Here is a 23,868-nt window from a genome sequence, read left to right as displayed (position 1 = left end):
TCAAGCAACACTTTATATAGATTCATCCATCTGCCCTATGAAGGAGGTCGCCCGTTTGCAAGACTGGAAAGATAAATATGCCTCCTACATAGATAAGCAACAGTCTTCTTCTACAGAGCAGAAGCCTGCCAGCGGCAGCAGGCTGACAGGAGAGCTGAAGAGCGATCTGCCGGAGCTTCAGGCGAGGCTCGGAGAGAACGGCGACCTGGTCGTACGCGACTTCCTGCTCTTCGGGGCTTATCCTGCTGCAATGCTCTTCTTCTCCTCACTCGTGAATATGGAGCAGGTGCGCGAGCATGTACTGAAACCGTTAATGGCCCCGCCTCCAGGGCAGTCTGAGGTCCCGGAGGATACGGGCGGAATGATTCATTATATCTGGAGTACAGCTGTCCAGGTCACTCAAGGCACCACAACTGTCGATCTGTCCGCACTCCCCCAAGCCGCCGTGAAGGGCGACCTGATTCTGCTGATCGACGGGATTCCAGAGGCGCTTCGCTTGGAAATGCGCCAGATTGAGATGCGCGGGGTCGAGCAGCCGCAGACGGAGCAGGTCATCCGCGGGCCGCGTGAAGGCTATGTGGAGAAGCTGGAGAACAACCTCTCCCTGCTGCGGTACCGGCTGCAGAGCAAAGACTTCCGGATTGAAATTAGCCCGCTCGGAGAGCGTACCCAGTCAAGGGTGGCTCTATGTTACATTGACAGTGTCACTGACAGCAGTCTGGTCGCTGAAGTCATGCGCAGAATCTCGCTGATTCATACGGACGGCATCCTCGATGCCGGATACATCGAGCAGTTCATCGAAGACCAGCCGCTGTCCCCCTTCCCTCAGGTTCAGAGCACCGAGCGGCCGGACAAAACTGTGGCCGCCCTTCTGGAAGGACGGGTCGCCATTCTTGTGGATGGCTCCCCGTTTGCCCTGATTGTTCCCGCCCTCTTCAACCAGTTCTTCCAGACGGTGGATGACTATACGGAACGCTTCATTATGGGCAGCCTGATCCGGATCATCCGGCTGATTGCTTTGGCCTGCTCGCTGTTTTTCCCGGCGTTGTATGTGTCTGTCATCTCGTACAACCCCGAACTGCTGCCTACAGATTTCGCTGTGGCGATCTCGGGCGGCCGGGCGGGCGTGCCGTTTCCGGCTGTGCTGGAGGTGCTGATTATGGAGGTATCCATGGAGGTGCTGCGGGAAGCGACGATCCGGCTGCCGCAGATGATCGGCGGGGCATTATCTATTGTAGGCGTCCTCGTCATCGGACAGGCTGCAGTGGGCGCAGGACTCGCCAGCCCGATCACGGTTGTCATTGTGGCTCTGACGACCATCGGCTCGTTCGCCACCCCCGCCTACAATGCAGCGATCGCCCTGCGTATGCTGCGGTTTCCGCTGATCCTTCTGGCCGGTATGTTCGGCCTCTACGGGGTTATGATTGGTACGATTCTGATTCTGAATCATCTGCTCTACCTGGAGTCCTTCGGAGTTCCCTATATGTCCCCCTACATTCCCGGTAAGTGGCGTGATCTGAAGGATACGCTGGTGCGGGTGCCGCTCTGGTGGATGCGCCGCCGCCCCAGCTTCCTGCATGTCCGGGATACCGACAGACTGCCCCGCAGTGTACCCACCGCAGAGATTGACCAGATTCTCAGGCAGGGAGATGAGACCGATGAATAATCCGCGCCAGATTACGAGTCTGCGCGCAGCAGCCGTGATCAGCAGCACCATTATCGGAGTGGGCATCCTCAGCTTCCCGCGCTATATGACCGAAGCAGGTAACAGCAGCGCTCCCCTTGTTGCATTCTGCGGCGTACTTTTCTCCTTCATCAGCTACTGGCTGCTGGCCTCTCTCTGCCAGCGGTTTCCGCAGGAGACCCTGTTCGTGTTCAGCCGCCGCCTGATCGGACGCCCGCTTGCTGCTATTTTCACTGTGGTGATTATGCTGCTGTTCATTGTACTCACCGGCCTCACTGTACGCCAGTTCGGGGATGTTGCCACAACCGTGCTGTACAAAAAAACACCGATCGAAGCAACCATCTTCCTGATGCTGCTTATCAGTCTGCTGTCCTCCAGGCGCAACGTTGTGAAGTTCTCCTATATCCACTTCTTCTATCTGCCGCTGATTGTCGGCTCTATTCTGGCCACCATTCTGCTCTCGCTCAAAAATGTGGATATGCTCAATCTGCAGCCTGTCCTGATGGCTCCCGGCCTCCAGTTCTGGAAAGGGGCGCGGGAGGCCACCTATCTGTTCCAAAGCTCCTTCGTCATCGTGCTGCTGATTCCATTCATGGAGAAGCCTGGGCATGCCGTCCGCGCGGGGGCCTGGGCCATCTTCCTGTCGGGTGCAATCTACGTGCTGATCGTCATTGCTTCTGTAGGGATATTCGGTGCCGAGGAGACCAAGCTGCTGATCTACCCTACTCTGGAGATGGCCCGTTCGGCGGCTTTTGGCGAGGGATTCCTGGAGCGGCTGGATGCTATCTTCATTATTATCTGGGTCATCTCTGTCTACACGACGATCTACACTACTTATTACATATCTGCCTATCTGCTGCACAAGCTGCTGCGATTCCGCGACCAGCGGATGGCCTCCACGGTCCTGCTGCCGGTGATGTTCATCCTGGCCATGCTGCCCTCAAATGTGTTCGAATCTTACCAGTGGGCCCTTCATCTGGGCAATGCCGGCATGATGCTGATGTTCGGCTATCCGCTGCTGTTATGGACAGTCTATCTGCTCAGACGCCACAAGGAGAAGGTGACCTCATGAAAATACAGCTTCCGCGCACGCTCGCCCTGCTCCTCCTGCTCACTATAGCCGCCCCGCTGCTCAGCGGATGCTGGGATCAGGTGGAGATTGAGGACCGCGCGCTGGTTCTCGGCCTATCCATTGACAAGATCCCTGCAGACGATACGCAAAAAGAAGACCGGGTCACTCACATCCATGATAACTCTCTGCCTACGGAGATGATCAGTGTCACCGCTCAGATTGCCGTCCCGGGCAGAGTCCCGCTGGGCCCCGGCACCGGCGGCAGCGCAGGGGAAGGCAAGACCAGTCCCGTCTGGGTAGTCAGCGTGCGCGGCATCTCCCTCGACGATGCCATGAATAATCTGCAGCAGCAGATAGCCGACCCGCGTTATCTGGTTCACCTGCGGATCATCATCATCAGCGAGGAGATTGCCCGGGGCAGTCTCGCCGAGCTGAATGATTATCTGCGGCGCAACCCAGAAATCCGGCGCAGAACCTGGCTGCTCGTCTCCGAGGGCCGCGCGTCCGCCTTCATGGATGTGAACCCGCCGCTGCAGCGTGTGCCTACTCTTTATATTTTGTCCATGATGGAGAAGTCCGTCTCCTCCGGCAAATTCCCCCGGGATTATATCGGCACCTTCTGGTCAGCCGACTCCAGGTGGGGACAAAGCGCTTATCTGCCTTATGTGGCACTTCGCAACAAGGATAATATTCTGATCAAAGGGCTGGCTTATTTCAGCGGCGGCAAGATGGTCAGCAAGACTGCCCCTATAGAGATCGGCGGGTTCATGGCGATGCAGGGGATGGACCCCGGCGGCTACTCCACTCTGCTCCGTACGCAGGAGCTCGGGATTGTCATGACCAAGATCAATGAACGCTTCACCCGCACCCGGAGCTATATCAAGGACGGCAAGCCCTATTTGTCCTATGAGATCTTCCTGGAGGGGGATTTGGACGAGCATTACAGCAGTGACATTCCTGTCAATTCCCCGCAGAAGCTGCATGAGATCGAGCGGGATTTCGAGCAGCAGATCCAGACGGTGCTGACCGGACTGGTGAAGCAGACCCAGCAGGACCACTCCGATATTTTTGGCATGGGCGAACAGATCCGAAGCCATCATCCCGCCTACTGGAGGAAGCATATCCACGGCAAAAACGACTGGGAGAGCCTGTACAGCAGTGTTGGTGTAGATATCAGACTGACCCTGCATATCCGCAGAGTGGGCCTCAAGCATGATTAAGCGCCAGCCCGTGCAGGTAACCGCTATGGAGGAGGAAGCGTATGATCCGATTGCTGGGAAGCCTTGCCGGGATGCTGTTCTTCTCGGCCATGCTCCTGCTGGTTGTAGATATCCGAATTTACAGTAACCGGGGCTGGCTCCGGGAGAAAAAGTACGCAAAGATCATAGCCTGGGGCTATATCCTGCTCTCCCTGATAATCTGTATCGGCCTGCTCCTCTATATCTAGTGCCCCACGTCCCTTCGTAGTATTTCTTCACGGCCCATGGTATATTGAGGAGTAACCTATTAAAGGACGGAGAATGCGGTCATGAATACAAGAAGAACCAGAAATCAGGGGAACAGAACCTCTAACCATAAACAGGGAGCAAGATCCGGAGCCCCGGCCAAGCCGGCAGCAGCACCCAAATCCTATACAGTAGCCGAGCCTGCGGAGCTGCTTGCTTTTCTGCTGAAGACGATTACGAACAAGGGGCGCAACTCGATCAAATCCATGCTCTCCCGCGGACAGGTTGCGGTGAACGGCAAGCCGGTGACGAAGCATAACCATCCGCTCCATCCCGGCCAGACCGTGACGATTGACCATGAGAAGCCTGCCGAAACCAAGGAGATGCTCGGGCTGACCATTGTCCATGAGGATGACGATATTATTGTGATCCAGAAGGATGCGGGGCTCCTGTCCATCGCTACCGGTGAAGATAATGAATTGACGGCTTACCGCCAGCTGATGGAGCATGTCCGCCTGAGCAACCCGAAGAACCGCGTCTATGTGGTGCACCGGCTGGACCGTGATACCTCGGGCGTCATGATGTTTGCCCGCAGCGAGGCGATTCAGCAGCAGCTCCAGAACAGCTGGAAGGAGACCGTCAAGGAACGCTCCTACGTGGCTCTGGTGGAAGGCGCCGTTAAGAGATCCGAAGGCACGATCAGCTCCTGGCTGAAGGAGACCTCCACACTGAAGATGTACTCCAGTCCGCATGAGGGAGACGGGCTGCACGCCGTAACCCGCTATAAGCTGATCCAGGCGAACCGCCACTTCTCCCTGCTGGAGGTGCACTTAGAGACCGGACGGAAGAATCAGATCCGTGTCCACATGTCCGACATCGGACATCCGATTGCCGGGGACAAGAAGTACGGCGCTGAGACCAAGGCGGTCGGCCGCCTCGGCCTGCATGCCCGCGTGCTCTCGTTCATCCATCCGACCACAGGTGAAATTCTAACGTTTGAGAGCGCGATTCCGAAGAGTTTTCTGAAATACACGGCACCGGCACCTACGAACTAATTCCTAAGCTGTGAGTGCCAACAGCAGATCATAATATATTATAGAGAAACGATAGAAGGTGCCGCTCTTGTTCCACCCTACTGTTTTTGACAATATCAAAATCGCCCTGGAGAACCAGATCTACGACTACGATAATCTGGATGGGGTTCTAGTTGTAACTGACCGGTCCGATCTGCTCAATCTCGCGCTGATGTCGCGTGAATTCAGCCTCGCGTTCAAGCTGACCGGAGGCCTGAATGTGACGTCCGAGATTCTGCTCCAGTCCACAGTGAAGGACCTCAGCGATGAAATTCTGGAAACGCCGGGCAGCGATCCGGGATGCAGTCTTTTCTTACGCTTTTATATGGAGATAGAAGATGTGAATGTGCAGTGCCCGGCCATTGAAGAGATTCTGACCCGAATCTGGGGACCCGAATTCCAGCCTGTGCAATCGCTCAGCTTCCGCTATGGACAGACAGACGATACGTACAATAACTGTGTTGAACTGCAATTCAAACGGCAAATTACCGAAGAGCAAATGGAAGACCTTCCGAACCTCCTGAAGTTCATGCTGCAGAGCGCAGAGGAACTGGAAGAGGTATAACGCTATACATGGGGTGAGCTGATAATGAATTTCCTGCCTCCTGCCCGGACGGGCCGCTGGCTGGCATGGTCTGCCGGTTACGCGCTGCTGCTGTGGCTATCGCTGATTCTGCACCGGTATATGTGGTTAGGTGAGCCTTTCAACCTTATTCTTGCCCTACGCTGGGCCATCCTTGCCCTTGTCATCTCCGGTATAGTCAACGGGTTCGGCTGGTTGGGTGCGCAGCTTGTGTGGATCTTCTCAACCGCTGGGACTGTGGCGGGGCTCTTCCTGATGTACCTGTACACTTACCGTGAGATGTCGGGCTTCGAGGATCTTGCGGGCTTTCTTTCCTTCGGCCTGTTTACAGCAGGCGGCTTCGCTCTGGGTCTGATCGCCGAGGGCGGCCGGCTGCTGATACACTATTGGCGCACACGCTGATTCCTGTTAGGAGCTGATGACCCTTATGTCCAATTCCCTGCTGACCAAAAATGCGCTCGCCCGCTCGCTCAAAGACCTGATGGAGGAGCTTCCGCTGAACAAAATCTCCGTCCGGCATCTGGTCGAGGATTGCGGCGTGAACCGGCAGACCTTTTATTATCATTTTCAGGATATCTATGATCTGCTGGGCTGGATCTACAGGACGGAGGCTGTCGAGAGCATTGCCCAGTACCGCAGCTACAGCACCTGGACAGACGGTTTCTACCGGATATTCTGCTATATCGGGAACAATAAGGCGTTCTGCAGCAATACCTTGGACTCCCTCGGACGGAGGCATCTGGACGCGTATCTGTATGAGGTGACGAATGATCTCGTTATGGGCGTCATCAACGAGCTGGCCGCGGGGCTGGATGTCGGGACGCCGGATAAGCAGTTCATCGCCAACTTTTACACGCTGGCCTTCACCGGACTGGTCATTCAGTGGATGCAGGACGGGATGAAGGAGCCGCCGGAGCAGATGATCGGGAAGCTGAGCGTCCTGATAGAAGGGAACTTTCTGAAGGCGCTGCATAAATATGAGAACATTGTGTCGTAACCTTAGAGGCTGCGGCTTTTTTTCTGCTCAAAAATGTTACACTTTGTTCCACATGTCCAAATTTTATACAGATCAAGTGCTTTGATGATACCCTCCAAGGCGGGACTGGATTACACTCGGTTCAGGTCCAGTATTCAAGCAAACCTATGGAGGCGGTAATCAGTGAAAAAAGAGTATGGTAACGAGCAGGTATATTTCGTAGGCGGTGGCATTGCATCCCTTGCAGGTGCGGCCTATCTGGTCAGAGACTGCGGTTTTCCCGGACAGAACATTCACATTATTGAAGAAATGAAGATCCTTGGCGGCAGCAATGACGGTGCCGGCGATGCAGAGCATGGATATGTCATTCGCGGCGGCCGGATGCTGAACGATGAGACCTATGAGAATCTGTGGGAGCTATTAAGTACCATTCCGTCCATTGACCAGCCGGGGCTGACGCTGCGGGAAGAAATCATTCAATTCGACGAATCCAATCCGACCCGCGGCCAGGCCCGGCTGATCAACAGCAAGGGTGAGGTTCTGGACGTCACCTCCATGGGCTTCGATATGGCAGACCGCCTGGCCATGGGCAAGCTGATCATGACGCCGGAGCCAGCCATGGGCACCTTGCGGATTAACGACTGGTTCGGACCACATTTCTTCACAACGAACTTCTGGTACATGTGGGCGACCACTTTTGCCTTCCAGCCTTGGCATAGTGCAGTTGAGTTCAAGCGGTATATGCTCCGCTTCATGCACGAGTTCCCTAGAATTCAAACCCTTGAAGGCGTAACCCGCACTCCATACAACCAATATGATTCCATTATTCTGCCGCTGCATCAATATCTGGAGCCGCTGGGCGTAGATTTCACCTTAAAATGTACGGTCACTGATCTGGAATTCAAAGAAGGCGACGGCATTACTGTGACAGCGATGAAGGTCGTCCGCGATGGCGTGGAGGACACGATCCAGGTTCATGAAGGCGACCGGGTCATTGTGACGAACGGCTCGATGACCGAAGGCTCCAGCCTCGGATCGATGACCTCCGCTCCCGGGATGAACGGTAAGGGCAGCTCATGGAAGCTGTGGGAGACAATCGCCGCGAAGAAGCCGGGTCTCGGCAATCCTTCTTCCTTCGACGATCATGTGGACGAATCCAAATGGGAATCCTTCACGGTGACCTTCCAGGACTCGAAGTTCTTCGACCTGATGGAGAAGTTCACCCGCAACCGGGCCGGTACCGGCGCACTTGTAACGTTCAAGGATTCCAGTTGGTTCATGTCGGTCGTGCTGGCGTTCCAGCCGCATTTCCGCAACCAGCCGGAGCATGTCAGGGTCTTCTGGGGATATGGCCTGTACCCGGACAAGGTCGGCGATTATGTGCACAAAAAAATGTGCGACTGTACCGGCGAGGAGATTATGGAGGAGCTGATCGGACATCTGCACTTCGAGGCGCATAAGGAAGAGATCATGGCTACCGCCAACTGTATTCCTTGCATGATGCCGTATATCACCTCCCAATTCATGCCGCGCCTGAACAGCGACCGGCCGCAGGTGGTGCCTGAAGGCTCAACCAACCTGGCCTTTATCGGGCAATACTGCGAGATCCCGGACGACATCGTTTTCACGGAAGAGTATTCAGTCCGTGCCGCCCGCATCGCCGTCTACACCCTGTTCGGCCTGAACCGTCCGGTAGAGCCGATCAATGCGTACCAGAACGATGTCCGCACACTGTTCTCCAGTCTGGTGACCTCGTTCCGGTAACGGAATGATTCGGTTTCCCGCTCCAGGCCAGTGGTCTCTGTAAGCAAGTGGAAACGGCTTTGCCGTCCTTTTAAAGGACGGTACCGTTTCAGCGAGAAATAGAAGGATAATTTATCGTGTGCAACATATAAATTCTTATATTTGAACAAAAAACCCCCGCTGCATGAATTTCATGCGGCGGGGGTTTGGTGCGTCTATTGATGCAAACTTGCCAGGAAGGGCCAGTGGCGGCAGGAATGCCGTACTTTTAGCCTGCTTCGATCAGGGCGTAGCCGCCTGACTGGATGGAGCACGCTTATGCGGACTCCAGTGCGCTTATTTGTTCCAAATCATCTTTTACGGCAGCGCTGCGGACTCCAGTGCGCTTAAGTGCCGAATATCCTGCAATTTCGCTTCCAAAATCTCCGCATAACGTCCTCAGAGTCCGGCACGCCGCTCCAAATGGCCTTTTGGCGCAAATAGCGGAACTGTAGTCCGTAACCGGAATGAATCGTACGTTCCGTCCCGAAGCAGCACGCAGCAACGCTTATCTCGAACCTGCCACTGATCGTAATCAGATGCTGCAGGAACCGTCATCGCAGCCGTCAGCAGACGGTGCAGCCCCGGACTTCGGCTGGCCGACCACCTGAAGCTCTGGACCCTTCTGTTCCTCCGCCCATACCGTGTCCAGCACTTCAGTAAAGACCGGACCCGGCTGTGCGCCAGATACGGCGTACTTATTATTGAAGACGAAGAAGGGAACGCCAGTGATGTTCAGCTGCCGGGCAGCTTCAATGTCAGCCTGGACCCGGTCGCCGTAAGCCTCACTGTCGAGCACCGCAGTAACTTCAGCCTGATCCAGTCCGGCCTCCGCAGCCAGCTCAGCCAGCACTTTACGGTCACCTACATTCAGTGTATCGGTGAAATAAGCACGCAGCAGCCGTTCGGTCATCTGCGGAGCCTTGCCCTGAGTAGCGGCATAGTGGCTCAAGCGGTGAGCGTCAAAGGTATTCGTGGACTGAATCGTATCGAAATTGAATTCCAGACCCACACCCTGCGCCTGCTCGGCCAGCTGTGCGTTCATCTCCTTGGCCTTGTCACGGGTCATGCCGTATTTACCGGCCAGCAGCTCATGGATATCTCTCGTCTCATCGGTGCGTGCATTCGGGTCCAGCTGGAAGCTGCGGAACACGACCTCCACCTGGTCACGGCCCGGGAATTGGCTCAGCGCGTGCTCCAGCCGTCTTTTGCCGATATAGCAGAACGGGCAGGCATAATCAGACCATATATCTATTCTCATGGGAATTCCTCCTGAATGGTAATGGTATTGGTATTGCATTTCACTTACTATTATATAGTTGAAAACCGAAAATTACAAACAAACTTTCTGAACGGCCCCTTCCCATTGAATGTCCCATACATTCTCTTCCCTGCTGGCTTCCGGGAGAAAAGTAAACGAAAGAGGTATATACGTACGCCCGGCCGGGCAGGTAAAATTAGAGCAACATCTCTAATTCAAAGCGGACGGTCTATGGCGTCCCGAAAGGAGTCAGCGGCATGCATGACCTGTCTATAGTCATTCCCACGCGTAACCGGATCAGCGATCTGACCCTCTGCATTGAGTCCATCGGCGCGCAAAGCGGGCTGGAGAATGTCTCCATCGAACTGCTGATCGTGGACGACGGTGAGATCGAAGAGCAGGTGCTGGAATATTTCCGTGAGGTGCTCGGGCGACTTCCGGATGCCAGCCTGCGTTATTACCGCAAAACCAAGCCCGGCGTCTGGCTCTCCCGCTATGAGGCCCTCGGGCTCATCGACGGGGAGATTCTGCTCAGCTTCGATGACGATGCGGAGCTGGACGATCCGCTCTATATCCGCCGGTTGCTCGACACCTACGCCTCAGATCCGTCCATTGCCGGAGTCGGCGGAATCGCCAAGGGTCTCTCCAGCAGCAAATCGGGCAAGCTGCTCGGCAGGCTCACCTGTCAAATGTCGGCTTCGCCAGGCAGACTGTCGGCCAGCACACTGGCCGGGTCTCTTCTCTTATGGGGGGAGACCGAGAATATTTTTGAGACGGATTTCTTCCACGGCTGCAATATGTCCTTCCGCAGCTCGGCGCTGCGGGATATGAAGCCGTACCCCTGGATGACCAGCTATGCAGTAGCGGACGATATCTATATGTGCCATCTGGCGAGCAGATACGGCAAGCTCGTGATTAACCCGGAGCTGAAAATCATGCATCATGAATCGCCCAGCTCTCGCGACAAGGCAGGCCGGGTCGCCCGGGCGACCGCAGTCAACCATTATTATCTGCTGAATCTGCGCAAAGCACCCGTGAAGAATTATGCAGCTCTGCTCTGGACCTTGTCTTACCTCGCCGTCAAGTCTACGCTCAAGCGGAACTTCAATGCCGTCTCCGGCTACGCCAGTGGCATCCTCTTCATCCTCAACCCCCGCAAGAACAAGTACAGGGAATTCATGCTGGATTAGGTACAGCATTCCGCGAAGAACCGCTAGTGCGCACAGAACCAAACAGTTTAAGGATGCTGGGGGCCCTGTGCCCCATACATCCGGTTCATACACCCTCTGGTCAGTACATTAGAAAAAAGGTGCCACAGGCGGCTGCTTCAATGCGGCCTCTGTGGCACCCTTATATTATTCTTAAGCCGTATAGCCAAAGCCCAGGATCGTGAAGCTCTTGTCCTGATCCTCCGGCGCCATCCGGATCTCCACCACATGCTCCCCGCTCTGCTCATTGTTGTATAGAATCACAGCGTTGCAGTGCGTCCAGCTATTCACATGCGGATCTGCCGTCAGAACCAGCTTGCCGTCCACATAGACCTCCGCCTTGCCTACATCCGGGCTGCCCGAATCCTTGAAGACCAGGATCAGATTCTTGCTGGTGATTGTCAGCCTGAAGCGATCCTCACCAGACGCAGCCGTGTGCATCCAGTTATGCGGGAATTGCGGAGTGCCGAACGGATTGGCATCCATCTCCACCTGCTGCAGCTCCTCATCCGTACCGTGGAAGCCGCCTGCTTCAATAACAATCGCAGTAGCTGCGCTGCCCAGATCACTTATACGGTCCAGCAGCCGGACATGGGCAAAATCATTGCCGAGCTCAGGCGGTCCCGCCAGCATATCCTGCTCCTTTTCATCCAATCCCATCCGGGCGGTCTCGGCGAAAAGGTAGCCCAGGGAGTCCGCCATTACGCGGTGCCCGTCATTCGTGGGGTGATAGATATCGTAGAAGAATTGCCGCTTGGAGATGATATTTCCTTCGGCCTTGCTCAGCCGGAACTGCTCTGTTACTGCATCTTTGACACTGACCATCGGGAGATTATAGCGTCTGCCTACCGGGGAGAGGCGGTCCTGCAGGTTCCAGTCATTCACGAAGACACTGAACAGCAGGATGACGGCAGGCTGGTTCGGCGCAGACAGGATTTTGAGACAAAGACTCTCGAAGCAGTTGCCCTTCGTCTCGTCCCCTTCATCATTCACGGCAAATTCCACCACTACGATGTCGGGAGCGGCTGTACCATCCCTCAGCACATCCCGCTCATAGCGGATCATCCCAAGCTCAGAGGGCGTCCCGCCAACCCCGGCCTTGATGAAATGAATATTCTCTCCACCCTCCTTGCCGAATAGCTCCTTAAATCTTAAGTACGACTGATAGGCATAGCATTCCGTATGAATGGGCTTAGCTCCGGCCCCCTGTGTGATGGACCCGCCAATATAAGCAATCGTCACATCCTCTCCGCTTGCAGCCTTGTCCATAGCCCGCTTCAGCCGCCGGTTATTGCCCGCATACAGCAGAGACTTCGCAATCATCGCGCGGTAAGCAGACGACTCGAAGTCTACGGAAGGTTCCGCTGTCAGCTCAGGCGCCGTGTACCCGTCATTCAGGTAGAGAACGATGCTCGCTGTCGCCAGTTCCCCCTCGTTGTTGAATTCAAAGGCATATTTGCCGGGAGCCACATCCTCCTCAGACCACTCGTGCTCTTCCAGCTTCACTAGGATTTCCGTTCCATCGCCCGGGCAGGGGACCCGCAGCTGCGTGCCGGTCTCATACTTGCTGGTTCTGCCCCAATTCTGCATAAGAAAAGTGACCGCAGCCCCTTCCTCCGCCGTCTTCACAGACACTCCAATGCTGTGCACCAGCTTGCGGAAGCCGGTCCAGTCTCTAAGCATCGCCAGCATCTGCTCATCCGTAACCCCGCCTATGTATTTGGCCTTATCGATCAGATAATTGCCTTCCAGATAGACCTCCTGCGAGGGCTTGCCCTCCGCCCGGGCGGTTGCCTCAATCGCCGTCTCGAACATGACGAAGAAGCCGTCACGGCGCTCCACTGGATCTTGAGGTGCCGCCGGACCCTCCTGCCCGCCAAGCCCGATACCGCTGTTATACTCTTCCATAACCATCAGCCTCACTTTGTCTGAAGGCGCTCTCATCCATCTGGAACAGGACAGCAGTACCCCGCCGCCATGCCAGCTCTAGACTTCAGCTGCGCCATAATCGTTTTCATTAACGCTTTCATTATAGCCCGGGGTGCCGGAACAGCTCAACGTACAATCTGAAGCTCTGTTTAGTTATTACAACAATTCGCTTGTTTGCCTCTATTGCAGTATTCCGGTGGAGATGAACAGAATCATATGCTCTTTGATCTTGTCCTGATCCAGCGGCTCATGGGATTTGTTCCATTCCGTGGTCAGAGCCAGATACATCCGCAGAATCATAAACGCCGCCACACTGGCATCGCAAGGCTTCACTTCTCCGCTCCCGATAGCCTCCTCAATCTGCTGCTGCAGGAAGTCCAGCGCGTAGCCCTCCATCCGCTTCACGCCTTCGAGCGCCTGGGCCGTACCGATATCCCGGACCTCCTGGGCCAGCTTCACGAACAGCTCATGGTCCAGGCGGAATTCCAGAATGGAATCCAGCAGATTAAGCAGCTTATGTACGAAGGAAGTTTGCTGCGCAGCCACACGGTTCATCACCGATGTTAATTCAGAGGTCGCCTTGTCCAGAATTTCCTCGAACAGTTCTTCCTTGGTTTTGAAAAAGGTATAGATCGTGCCTTTGCCCACATTGGCAATTCTGGATACCTGATCCATAGTCGTAGCCTTATAACCAAATTGAACAAAGGACAGGGTTGCTGCCTGCAGGATTAATGCTTTACGGTCAATGGACATGGGTAACACTCCATTCTCTAGAATACAAATTGACTAGAATTTATTTCCGGTCATTAATTACCACCCAATTTACCACGCCACCGGGAAGAAGACAATATTTTCATCAAAATATCACCGGATTCGGCACTCCGCAAGCCGCTCTTCTGCACAAAATGTCACCAAATGAGTATCCATTGCCGTTCTTTCTGGGGTATGATAGTAAAGATGCAACCACGAAACTAATTGTATGGATGGTGGAATATGTCTGAAATCAAAAAAACATCTAAGAACAAAAAAACCGTTGTAATTCTGGCCGCTCTAGTCGTTATTATCGCTGCGGCTGTGGTAATCTGGCTTACAATGGGCAACAAGAGTGAAGACAGCCCTGCTGCTACCGGAACCCCTGGCGCTACTGCCTCCAAAGACGGCGATACGAAGTCCCTGGAGCAGACGTTTTATATTTATGATACGGTTGTGAATATCAAGGTGTTCGGCGATACGGTGGAACAGAAGAATATGGACGACATTCAGGCTATGCTGGAACGGATGGATATCGAGTTCAGCCGCACCAAGACGAACGGGGAATTGTACGCGGTGAATCAAGCCGCCGGCAAAGAAGCCGTTGCTGTGTCTGATGAAACGCTGGATATCGTGAAGCTCTCCCTCAAATATGCTGAGGAAATGGACGGGCTGTATGATCCGACGGTTGGCCCGCTTGTGGATCTATGGGCGATCGGCGAAGGCGGGGAGCATGTGCCTGACCAGGCGGCGATCGACAAGGCCCGGAGTCTGGTCAATTACAAGGATGTGATTGTCGATGAGGCTGCGAAGACGGTCAAGCTGGCCAAAGAAGGCATGGTGCTGGACATGGGCGGAATCGGCAAAGGCTATGCGGCTGACCGGATCGCCGACTATCTCAAGGCTCAGGGCCTGAACAGCGCAATGATCAATCTCGGCGGCAGCAGCATTATCGCCCTTGGCAACAAGCCGAACGGCTCCCAGTGGAATATCGGCCTGCAGGACCCCGATCAGAGCCGGGGCACCCAGCTGGGCACGATTAAGATTACCGATGAGGTCATTGATGCTTCCGGGGTATATGAGCGCTTCTTCATGCAGGACGGAGTGCGTTACCACCATATCCTCGATCCGCGTACAGGCTTCCCTTCCCAGAACGGGCTGAAGAGTATCACCATCATGAGCCCGAGCGCGACAGACGCGGACGCTCTTTCCACCGGTGTGTTCCTCATGGGCCTGGAAGAAGGCATGAAATATCTCGAAGCGCTGCCGGAGAAGGTGGAGGCCTTCTTCATTACAGACGACAACAAGATCTATGCCACCTCTGAGCTGAAGAAACGGCTGAATCTGACCGATTCGACTTATAGCTTCGCTAATTAACGGAGCTTGGTGCTGATGTGGTGAAGTAGCTTCTGGGTAAAATACACAAAAAGGTGCCTTCCACTCACGGAGGGCACCTTTTCTGTATGAATATTTAGCCCGGAGTCTTGTCACAGCGGCGCAATCCCTCACACCAGCGGCAACGCACCGAACTCCTTATAATTCTTGAAAATATAGCTCGGCGCATGGTCCGTGCCCGGCTGCCGCCCGCGCGGATTGTACCAGCATACCTTCCAGCCTGCCGTCAGCGCGCCTACTACATCGTTGGCCCAGGTATCGCCCACATAAAGGCTGTTCTCCGGTGTAGTTCCCGTCACCCTGTTGACATGAGCGAAGATGGCCGGGTCCGGCTTCGCCAGACCGACAGCATCCGAGATGAAGATCATCTCCGGGGGAATGATCCGGTCGATGCCCAGCCCGCGCAGCTTGCCCATCTGGTGCTCCTGCGGGCCGTTGGTGATAATGCCTACCGGATGGCCCAGGCTAATGAACCGCTGAAGCTGCTCTGCTACGCCGTCAATCATCTCAATCGTGTACTGGCGGGCAATATAGGAGGCCTGTATCTGCACCGCCTGCTCCCGGTTGAGCGGCAACCCATATTCGGCAAAAGCCAGCTCCAGCCGCAGCACCCGCGTCTCCTCCAGCTCCATCTCCCCGCGCAGATACTTCGGCCACAGCAAGTCGCTATGATGCCTTACCGTGTAGAACAGCTCCGCATAATCCAGCTTGTCCTCCTCAGGGGCCAGCACCTCACGTACAGCTTCCCTGAAGGGGACCAGGTGGTCATATAGTGTATCATCCAGATCAAAAAATACAGCCAGCTTACTGCTTGTCTCCACCACTATAACTCTCCTAACTATATCTTCAGAAATATAAATGATAAGTGAAAAAGCTCTCGTCCCGCTCATAACCCTGAGCTTCGTATAGACGCTGTGCACCGGTATTGGTTGTCATGGTGGATAGCGTCAAACCCTTGGCGCCTGTCCCCTGCGCGAATCCCTTCACGCCTTCAAGCAGCAGTGAGCCCAGTCCCTGTCCCCGCTGCTCCTGCGTCACAAACAGATCATTCAGTATCCACACCGGCTGAACCGTAATGGAAGAGAATGAGGGATACAGCTGCGCTATCCCATATATCCGCCTGTCTTCACCTTCACCGGCAACAGCCATGAAGACAACAGACTCTCCGTTCTCCAGTCTTGCCTGCAGGAATTCCCTGGCGGCTTCCCTGTCCGGCTGCTGGCCGTAGAAGCTGCGGTATTCATCGAACAGCGGTACAAGCTCCTCCACATCCTCAAGACCTGCCCGTTCAAAACGATAATTCAACAAAGGTAATCCCCCTTATTCCCTGAAATCATAAAAGACATGACGGGCGGTAATCTTACCATCCTCAATATCCATCAGGCCGAAGGAATATTGCTTCTCCCGCCGCTTATCCGTAGGTGATCCGGGGTTGAACAGCAGAATCCCGTTCTCCCGGCGCATAAGCGGCTGATGGGAATGCCCGAAGAGGATGCAATCTACGTCCTGGCCTTCAAAAGCGAGCAGCGCATTACCGTCCGTACCCTTGCGGGAATACGGAGCGTGTCCATGAATCATTCCGATGCGCAAGCCTTCAAGCGTAAGGATCTTGCTCTCGCCGAAGCGCTCAATAATCTCATAGCCATCGTTGTTCCCGGCAATCCCCTCTACCGGAGCAAGCTCGGCGAGCATATCGTAAATCTCCGGCGACACCCAGTCTCCCAAATGCAGAATGATATCCACCTGGCGAAATTCCTTCATAAGCACGGACGGCAGCCCCTTGGCCCGGCTTGAGAGATGTGTATCCGATACCACTCCAATCTTCATCTGCATTCTCCTCCTTATTCAAAATGGCTAAGAAGCGCGGTAAACTGCGATTCCCAGCCATTTTTATGTTCAAATCCAAGTTTACGTTCTATCATTGTACGATGCCCTGAAGAGGGAATGCAAATTGAAGCTGCAGGTCACCGCGATCTGATCCTTTAGCCATTTTCATATATAGTGATCCTCACTCCGTCCAGTTCCAAAGCCGTACTTCCCCTACCTGGAGGTGGCTTACCCACGAAGCTTCGCGCAGCTTCAGCAACTCCTTGACCGGTCCGGTGACAACGGCTCCGTAGAGCTTGACCCCGTTCTGCTCCAGATAGGCCACAGAGGTGTCGATCTGATTGATGTGTGCCGCTGACCGGGTAAGCCTTGGATGCTCCTGCAGCAGTCTAAGTGTCTTGATGAAATTCGCATCACGTAGTTCTCCGCTCCCGTATGCCTCAACGGAAGGCGACACGCTGCTGTAGGAGGATACGGAGCTGAACCAGCCTGTTTTTTCCTTGGTGACCTCTGATCTCTTCATATCATCCCTATGCCAGATAGGATAATAGGGGAAGCCAAGCGGATATACCACCACATCGTTCTCCCTCGTTGAAGGTCCGGCATCCGCCCCGAACCAGACAGGCTGAAGACTCAGCGGCTCCAGCTGTTTGAGCAGCTCATCAGTTGTATACAGACGGTCCAGTGACAAATACGCCTCGGCAACCGTACCTTCAGGAAGCTTCGTGAGCCTCTTCCATTGACTGTTGTCATCTCCTCCCCCGGCATTGCCCTCCGCAGACGGATAGTAGAACACTTTTCCAGCCCCGTTCTGCTCATCCATCCAATTAAACATTCCAATATTGGCCAGTCCCAGAAGGAATTTCTGTGTATAATTACCGACCTGAATACTCTCGCTACCCACCTGCTTAAGCACATTCCCGGATAATTCCATCCGGTAAAAATTATGAACATCCGCTGACAGATGCACCGTGGTGTTAGGACGGGTAACAGCAATCGCTGATGACACCACATCACGATAGGTATCGATGCGGTCGCTGGTGTTGTAGAAGACTGTTGTAATGATGCCGCTGATGACCGTAAAGATCAGGAACGCCGAAAATACAGTAAGTGTATTGTTAATCCGCGCCTTCCATTTGCCCCGGCGGATAATCCGCTTCTCGTTCTTCTTCCTGTTCTTCTTCTGTGATCCCGAAGCTGCGTCCTCCGTCCGGTCCGGTAGGCTCCACCGCCCGTCTGCCTGATCCTCGCGCTCCATCTGTTCCTCCAGATACAACTGATACGCTTCAAGCTTCGCCAGCTCACTCTCCAGCTCCTCACGCTCTTCCTCCGGGAGGGTACCCTCGCTGTATTGGCGCAGCTTCTCTTTGAATTCCTCACTCATGCTCATTCCTCCTCCGATCCGCCTCACGCAGCTTCTGCCTGGCGCGGAATATGAGTATCTTGTATTGGGACAAGCCCACCTCCATAATGCCAGCAGCTTCCTTATAGCTCAGCCCGTGCACATCGTGCAGCAGCAGGGCATGGCGCTGCCCCTCCGGCAACAGGCTAAGCGCCCGCGCCGCTTCCTCCCACCGTTCCTGCTTCAACAGAGTGCCTTCCGTTGTCTCCGGGTGGGGCAGGCTGCTGAAATAAGCACCTTCCTTCGCCACGCTCCGCTTCTCTTTGCGCGTATAATCCACGAATGCATTATACGCCACCCGGAACAGCCACGGCTTAACCCGTTCCTCCCGGCAATCCTCCAGATACAGATACGCCCGGTAAAAGGTATCCTGCATCAAATCTTCAGCCGCATGATGGTCCTGGCAGAGGGAGCGCAGATAGCGGTAGATGTCGTCAACATAATGTTCATATAGTTCATCCAGCGAATTTGGCTCCATCTCCTCCCCCCTTACTCCATCCACGTATGAGAATGCGAAAAGTTACACCTCTGTACGAAATTTCCTGAAATCATCCATTTTGTTCGCAAGCAAAGTCCTTCTTCCCCGGAGAGGCGGTGGTGCGGGATCCGCTAGGGTGCAATGGGCCGAGATGCGATGGTGCAGGGGGCGACGTGCAGGGGGCGCGATGTGCGGGGGCGTGTGCGGGGGTGCGAACCCCGCCACTCCCGTTGCGGACTGGAGATCCCTTATTTGGCCGGAACACAGCATTTCGCACGCCTGGCGGACTCAGATGCCGTTAAGCCCCCTCTCCGGCCTCCGTTTACGCTCCACAATACAATATAGGGGCTCCTGAGTCCGATACGAGCAGAAAAGCCGTCTTTTTCGCCAAATAACGTCCTCTGTGTCCGCAAAACTCCCCAGATGACCCCGAAACCTCTAATTTGTAAACACCGAAGGCTAGCAGCCAGCAACGGCGGAGGAGCTCAAATTCAGCACAAAGGGAGCCTCCCGGCCCCCTGTATGCTAACTCTGGCGATTCATTCCCCAGCCTCATTCGCGCTGGCAGCCTGCTCTCCACGTATTTTATTCAATAAAAACCGATGCTGGCCGAAGCATCCTTCATCCATTCCCGTTTGCGCCCCTTGTCCAGCTCGCCGCGCATGCCGCGCACCAGAAGCTCCACATCTGCCGTGCCGTTCTCATGCCATTCCAGTGCGGCACTGACATACAGCTCGCCGAGCTGGGTCAGGGAGAAATCCCCGGTCAGACGCGAAGCGGTGGCCGTGCCTTCCTCACCTGCGAAGGCGGAGAAGCCGCGCAGCTGCAGATATTCAAGGCGCAGCGCTTCGCTTGGCATCTTGATCTCGTAGGCCCGGTCGAAGCGCCCGGCGCGGTTCATGAGACCCGGGTCGATTTTGTCAGGGTAATTGGTCGTGCCAATCAGGAAGATTCCCTCCTTGGAGGTGGCCCCGTCCAGCGTGTTCAGGAAGAAAGAGCGCACCTCCTGCGGCATGGAGTCGATGTCCTCGATCACGAGCACCATCGGCGCCAGCCGGGCCGCAGCCTCGAACACCTCATTCACCGATTCGCTGCTCGTATACTCCGTAATCTGCCAATAGAGCACCGGTCCCGGCACGCTTCCGGCAATGGATTTGACCAGGGTGGTCTTGCCGTTGCCCGGATGCCCGTAGAGCAGAATCCCCCGCTTGTACGGGATATCATAGGTCACATAGAAGCTGCGGTCGCTGTCGAAGAACTGGTCGAGCGAGCGGTAGATCTCTTTTTTGATACCGGCGTCCAAAATCACCTCTTCACGCCTAACCGCACGCGTAATCGGCTCATCCTCACGGGAGATCCCGTTGCGCCGGTCGGTGAACACCGTCACCTTGTTGATATTCTGCTCCCGCTGACGCTTGCGCACATTACCAAGGAAGAACTGCAGCTGCTGATCCGATGCGGCAAATACATAATCCTGAAAGTTAATGCCGTTCTCCTGAAACACCGGAACCCGCGCCAGCGCAATGCCCATCGCCGGATAAGCGAGCACATTATTGCGGACCGACAGATGGATATGGTACTCCGGCTGCTCCTTCTCATCATCGAACACGAAGGTCCGGTCCTCCAGACGGTCAAAAATCCGCGCCACATGCTCCACCCCGGCATTCCCGCTCTGCACATCGTTCTCCAGCAGCTTCCAGTATTCGCTGTTGGGGTCATCGCTGGCATACAGCTCGTAACGGACACCGTACCGGGTGTAGAGGGCTTCAAGGATACCGTCCACCAGGCGGGCATACACATCGTAGCCTTTGATAATGCCGGCTCTCTCTTCATCATATTCATAGATTACAGCCGGTTTCTTGTTCTCCTGCTCCATCCTTATTTCGTCCCCTTTATCGCTGCGAGCGGCTTGCATTTGGCCACAACGGCAGCCAGGCCGGCCCCCGTAACGCTTTCTATGATCTCATCTACATTCTTATAGGCTTGGGGGGATTCGTCAATGATAGATTCCAGGGAATGCTGGTTCACGACAATCTCGTCTTCCGTTCCCACCTTCATCGACCGGGAGAATTCCTGGATACTCACCAGCCGCTTCGTGGCCGAGCGGGAGCGGATACGTCCTGCACCATGGCAGATGGAATAATAATTCTCTTCCCCTCCGGGCTGGCCGACCATGATATAAGAGGCCGTACCCATCGAGCCGGGAATCAGCGCCGGATGTCCGGTCCCCGCATAAGAGCGCGGATTATCCGCATGCTCCGCAGGCAGAGCGCGGGTGGCTCCTTTGCGGTGGACGAACTTGCTGCCTGAGGAAGTCTTCTCTTCCCAGGCATAATTGTGCATCAGATCGTAAAGGGTACGCAGCTCGCACTTCGTGCCGAAGACGTCTCGGAAGCCCTCACGGACTCCATAAGCAATCAGGTGACGGTTCACTACCGCATAGTTCAGTGCCGAGTACATCAGATTAACATAGCGCTGCGCCTGCGGATGCGCCAGAGGCGCATAGATCAAGCGCGGGTCGGCGCTGCCCAGCCCCAGCTGGCCCATGACCTTGGCGAAGGCCGGGGTACAGAATTGATTGACCATGCCGCCCCAGGCCCGTGATCCGGAGTGGATCATGACGACAATCTGCCCGTCCTTCAGCCCCCAGGCTTCCGCCACTTCCCGTTGCTCCTCTGCGATCTCAATCGCCTGAATCTCCACGAAATGGTTGCCGCCGCCAAGAGTTCCGAGCTGGCGGTGGCCCCGGTGCCAGGCCATATCCGGCAGCTCATTCAGAATCTCTTCGTCGAAGCCCAGCTTGCTGATCTCCACATGGGACAGCGCACTTGATTTCTTCGGCGTGTAGCTGTCTGGGATATACTTGTTAGGCAGGCCGTGCAGTCCCTTGCGTACGATATTCTCCAGCCGGATATCGCTGTAGTGGCCGCGCTGCTGGGCCTCCATCGGCAGATACCGCTCAATGGCGCGGACCAGCTTGCGGCGCAGCTTCACTTCTCGCAGATCATCCACGTGCAGGTTGGTCAGATGCACGCGCATCCCGCAGCCGATGTCGCTGCCCACAATGGACGGCGACACATAGCCTGATTCGGCATCCCAGACAGCCGTAGTGCCGATACAGGTTCCGACACCTACATGTACATCCGGGGTATAGCTCATATATTCGATATTTGGTATCTGCAGATTGTTATTAGCCATCTCCAAGACCTTGTAATCCAGCGTGCCGAATAATTGCTCACTGGCGTAGATTTTGAGATCGCCGCCCGGAAGCGCCACCTCATGTTTATAGCGGGACATCTCTTCCGCTTGTTGCTTCATGCTATTCATATCTATTTTCATTTCCTCTCAGGTTGGGTTTCTGGTTCGGTTCCATAGGGGTTCAGTGAATTTCGAGTTTCCAGGTACACAAAAAAGAGCCGCAGACCAGTTCTGATCATGCGGCTCCCGGCGCGCTAAGTGCAGCTTCCCGTTGAAGCTTGCACCCGTTCAAAGCACACCCGTATTCAGTTCAGACATCAGCAGCAATACCCTGCGCATTATGTCTTCCGGACGAAGGCGATGAGATCAGATCGTACATATGCGGTTGTCAGGTGATCCTGCTGTCTGTTCCGTTCATTTGTTCCAATCATGATCCGTCAGCCTCCCTTCTCTAAATGATAAACCCAATAATATATGGCCTTGCAGCAGATTGTCAACCCTTATTCTGGTAAAAAATTATTTTACTTAAATTTGGACCAGTCCTGATTGCTGTTCTCCAGCAGATGGCCGAAATCATTCTCCAGCCGCTTCTGCTCCGCCTTGCGCTTATCCTCGGCTGCCTTTAGGACAGCCTCCTTCTTGTCCCGTTCTTCTGCCTTGAGCGCATCGGACTGCGCCTTTAGCTTCTCCAGAACCTCGCCGCTCAGCATATCCTTCAGGGTTGCCGGAGCATCCGTTGCCGCAGGGCGCGGGGCCGGAGTGTTTTTTTTCTTTTTTGCCATGGGAATCATCCTTTCATGCGGCTATAATCCTTCAAATTTGTTTTAGGCACAGGGCTTTTCGTTTATAATGTACAATAAGAGGTGAGCCTAATGAAATCCACAGAGTTATGTCCAAGATTACAAAAAAGCATGGATATTATCGGCAGACGCTGGACGGGCTTAATCATCTATCAACTTTTGCAGGGCCCCCAGCGCTTCGGGGAAATCGAGTCCTCGCTGCCTGTCAGCGGCCGACTGCTGTCCGAACGGCTGAAGGAGCTGGAGCAGGAAGGCATCGTGCTGCGCGAGGTATTCCCTGAGACCCCCGTCCGCATCCAGTATTCGCTTACAGGCAAAGGCCGGGCGCTGGAATCCGTCATCCGCGATCTCCAGGTATGGTCGGAATCATGGATTACGGAAGAGGAATGCCGTTCCGCCTTCAGCGCTCCTCCGCAACCTCAATAAAGCCTGTCGATTTATATATTTACAGCTTGCGGCCGATGATGACCAGATCGCGCGGGATGCCGTCAAGCACCGCGACTCCCGGCAAAAGCCCCCATTCTTTGAATTCGAACTTCCGCAGCAGGGCGAGGCTGGGCTCGTTATGGCCGAATACGAACCCGACCAGATTCTGCAGCCCAAGGCGCGGACATTCCTCCACTGCCTTGGCCAGCAGAATACTTCCCGCACCGCTGCCGCGGAATTTCTCATTTACATAGACACTAATCTCTGCTGTTCCATTATAAGCCGGACGTCCGTAGAACGACTGGAAGCTGAACCAGGCCGCGATCTCGCCCCCCTGTCTCAGTACCCACAGCGGCCGGTGATGGCTGTTATGCTCATGGAACCATCCCACCCGCTCCTCTACGCTTACCGGTTCAAGATCCGCAGTTACCACTCTTCCGGCAACCGTCGAATTATAGATCTCCACAATTGCTTCCAAATCCTCTATTACTGCATCCTCTATGCTGTAAGCCTGCCAATCCATGCTGTACGTCCTCCTAATTGTGGTATGAGCATCCGTAGAGTAATTATACTCCAAGC

24 protein-coding genes are annotated in these 23,868 nt (G+C 54.8%); 12 read left to right on the top strand and 12 right to left on the bottom strand.

From position 1 onward, the window contains the following. Window positions 1-55: 55 nt before the first annotated feature. The 9 genes from NST69_RS05015 (at window position 56) to NST69_RS04975 (ending at window position 8,597) form a co-directional block, all read left to right on the top strand. Entirely contained in the window at window positions 56-1,666 is a 1,611-nt protein-coding gene (locus NST69_RS05015; protein WP_342548663.1) for a spore germination protein, read from the top strand. Next, window positions 1,659-2,756 carry an endospore germination permease gene (locus NST69_RS05010; RefSeq protein WP_339313098.1) on the top strand — a complete coding sequence of 366 codons (1,098 nt, stop codon included), beginning with the start codon at window positions 1,659-1,661 and terminating at the stop codon, window positions 2,754-2,756. The genes NST69_RS05015 and NST69_RS05010 overlap by 8 nt, the downstream gene beginning before the upstream one ends. Then, window positions 2,753-3,976: a Ger(x)C family spore germination protein gene (locus NST69_RS05005; protein ID WP_342548662.1), complete on the top strand. Its 1,224-nt coding sequence runs from the start codon at window positions 2,753-2,755 to the stop codon at window positions 3,974-3,976. Before NST69_RS05010 ends, NST69_RS05005 begins: the two co-directional genes overlap by 4 nt. Window positions 3,977-4,017: 41 nt before the next feature. Then, entirely contained in the window at window positions 4,018-4,203 is a 186-nt protein-coding gene (locus tag NST69_RS05000; RefSeq protein WP_342548661.1) for a CLC_0170 family protein, read from the top strand. An 81-nt stretch (window positions 4,204-4,284) separates the two neighbouring features. Then, window positions 4,285-5,256: an RluA family pseudouridine synthase gene (locus NST69_RS04995; RefSeq protein ID WP_342548660.1), complete on the top strand. Its 972-nt coding sequence runs from the start codon at window positions 4,285-4,287 to the stop codon at window positions 5,254-5,256. A 58-nt stretch (window positions 5,257-5,314) separates the two neighbouring features. Further along, the gene (locus NST69_RS04990) at window positions 5,315-5,839 is read left to right on the top strand and encodes a hypothetical protein (RefSeq protein ID WP_339254328.1); all 525 of its coding nucleotides are present in this window, start codon (window positions 5,315-5,317) and stop codon (window positions 5,837-5,839) included. A 24-nt stretch (window positions 5,840-5,863) separates the two neighbouring features. Next, window positions 5,864-6,259, top strand: a complete 396-nt coding sequence (locus NST69_RS04985) for a hypothetical protein (RefSeq protein WP_209879711.1) — start codon at window positions 5,864-5,866, stop codon at window positions 6,257-6,259. Window positions 6,260-6,284: 25 nt separating this feature from the next. Continuing rightward, window positions 6,285-6,854 carry a TetR/AcrR family transcriptional regulator gene (locus tag NST69_RS04980; RefSeq protein WP_209879708.1) on the top strand — a complete coding sequence of 190 codons (570 nt, stop codon included), beginning with the start codon at window positions 6,285-6,287 and terminating at the stop codon, window positions 6,852-6,854. A 162-nt stretch (window positions 6,855-7,016) separates the two neighbouring features. Then, entirely contained in the window at window positions 7,017-8,597 is a 1,581-nt protein-coding gene (locus NST69_RS04975) for an oleate hydratase (protein WP_342548659.1), read from the top strand. Between the two features lie 553 nt (window positions 8,598-9,150). On the opposite strand, the gene NST69_RS04970 is transcribed toward NST69_RS04975, so the two are convergent. Further along, window positions 9,151-9,876, bottom strand: a complete 726-nt coding sequence (locus NST69_RS04970) for a DsbA family oxidoreductase (protein WP_339254323.1) — start codon at window positions 9,874-9,876, stop codon at window positions 9,151-9,153. A gap of 257 nt (window positions 9,877-10,133) precedes the next feature. On the opposite strand from NST69_RS04970, the gene NST69_RS04965 reads away from it, so the two are divergent. Then, window positions 10,134-11,066 carry a glycosyltransferase gene (locus NST69_RS04965; RefSeq protein WP_342548658.1) on the top strand — a complete coding sequence of 311 codons (933 nt, stop codon included), beginning with the start codon at window positions 10,134-10,136 and terminating at the stop codon, window positions 11,064-11,066. A 171-nt stretch (window positions 11,067-11,237) separates the two neighbouring features. Here the strand turns inward: NST69_RS04965 and NST69_RS04960 are convergent, their stop codons facing one another. Together NST69_RS04960 and NST69_RS04955 are read right to left on the bottom strand one after the other, a co-directional pair. Further along, window positions 11,238-12,992, bottom strand: coding sequence for an SGNH/GDSL hydrolase family protein (locus tag NST69_RS04960; RefSeq protein ID WP_342548657.1), 1,755 nt, complete (start codon window positions 12,990-12,992; stop codon window positions 11,238-11,240). A 201-nt stretch (window positions 12,993-13,193) separates the two neighbouring features. After that, on the bottom strand, window positions 13,194-13,766 hold the full coding sequence (locus NST69_RS04955; RefSeq protein ID WP_342548656.1) for a TetR/AcrR family transcriptional regulator: 573 nt from the start codon (window positions 13,764-13,766) through the stop codon (window positions 13,194-13,196). A 240-nt stretch (window positions 13,767-14,006) separates the two neighbouring features. Here NST69_RS04955 and NST69_RS04950 point away from each other — a divergent pair, with 240 nt between their 5' ends. Beyond that, window positions 14,007-15,140: an FAD:protein FMN transferase gene (locus NST69_RS04950; RefSeq protein ID WP_342548655.1), complete on the top strand. Its 1,134-nt coding sequence runs from the start codon at window positions 14,007-14,009 to the stop codon at window positions 15,138-15,140. A 128-nt stretch (window positions 15,141-15,268) separates the two neighbouring features. Here the strand turns inward: NST69_RS04950 and NST69_RS04945 are convergent, their stop codons facing one another. The 8 genes from NST69_RS04945 to NST69_RS04910 all read right to left on the bottom strand — a co-directional run bounded on the left by NST69_RS04945 (window position 15,269) and on the right by NST69_RS04910 (window position 22,845). After that, entirely contained in the window at window positions 15,269-15,979 is a 711-nt protein-coding gene (locus NST69_RS04945; RefSeq protein WP_342548654.1) for an HAD family hydrolase, read from the bottom strand. A gap of 25 nt (window positions 15,980-16,004) precedes the next feature. Next, window positions 16,005-16,466: a GNAT family N-acetyltransferase gene (locus NST69_RS04940; protein ID WP_341169785.1), complete on the bottom strand. Its 462-nt coding sequence runs from the start codon at window positions 16,464-16,466 to the stop codon at window positions 16,005-16,007. Between the two features lie 12 nt (window positions 16,467-16,478). After that, window positions 16,479-16,985, bottom strand: a complete 507-nt coding sequence (locus NST69_RS04935; RefSeq protein ID WP_342548653.1) for a metallophosphoesterase — start codon at window positions 16,983-16,985, stop codon at window positions 16,479-16,481. Between the two features lie 181 nt (window positions 16,986-17,166). Further along, window positions 17,167-18,369: an anti-sigma factor gene (locus tag NST69_RS04930; RefSeq protein ID WP_342548652.1), complete on the bottom strand. Its 1,203-nt coding sequence runs from the start codon at window positions 18,367-18,369 to the stop codon at window positions 17,167-17,169. Continuing rightward, window positions 18,362-18,865, bottom strand: coding sequence for a sigma-70 family RNA polymerase sigma factor (locus NST69_RS04925; protein ID WP_076081859.1), 504 nt, complete (start codon window positions 18,863-18,865; stop codon window positions 18,362-18,364). The genes NST69_RS04930 and NST69_RS04925 overlap by 8 nt, the downstream gene beginning before the upstream one ends. Before the next feature lie 589 nt (window positions 18,866-19,454). Further along, a complete protein-coding gene (locus NST69_RS04920; protein ID WP_341169789.1) occupies window positions 19,455-20,741 on the bottom strand; it encodes an AAA family ATPase in 1,287 nt (428 codons plus the stop codon). 2 nt (window positions 20,742-20,743) lie between these two features. Next, entirely contained in the window at window positions 20,744-22,192 is a 1,449-nt protein-coding gene (locus NST69_RS04915; RefSeq protein ID WP_342548651.1) for an RtcB family protein, read from the bottom strand. 392 nt (window positions 22,193-22,584) lie between these two features. After that, window positions 22,585-22,845, bottom strand: a complete 261-nt coding sequence (locus NST69_RS04910; protein WP_036727612.1) for a YqkE family protein — start codon at window positions 22,843-22,845, stop codon at window positions 22,585-22,587. Between the two features lie 90 nt (window positions 22,846-22,935). Between NST69_RS04910 and NST69_RS04905 the strand changes: the two genes are divergently transcribed. Next, window positions 22,936-23,289 carry a helix-turn-helix domain-containing protein gene (locus tag NST69_RS04905; RefSeq protein WP_036727611.1) on the top strand — a complete coding sequence of 118 codons (354 nt, stop codon included), beginning with the start codon at window positions 22,936-22,938 and terminating at the stop codon, window positions 23,287-23,289. Between the two features lie 19 nt (window positions 23,290-23,308). On the opposite strand, the gene NST69_RS04900 is transcribed toward NST69_RS04905, so the two are convergent. Continuing rightward, a complete protein-coding gene (locus NST69_RS04900) occupies window positions 23,309-23,812 on the bottom strand; it encodes an N-acetyltransferase family protein (protein WP_339254306.1) in 504 nt (167 codons plus the stop codon). Window positions 23,813-23,868: the final 56 nt, after the last annotated feature.

Origin of the sequence: Paenibacillus sp. FSL P2-0089 (assembly GCF_038595095.1) — a bacterium.
GTDB classification, from domain to species: Bacteria; Bacillota; Bacilli; order Paenibacillales; family Paenibacillaceae; genus Paenibacillus_AQ; species Paenibacillus_AQ silagei.
The sequence above is the reverse complement of the archived record's forward strand: the minus strand, read 5'-3'. Positions and strand labels throughout refer to the sequence as shown.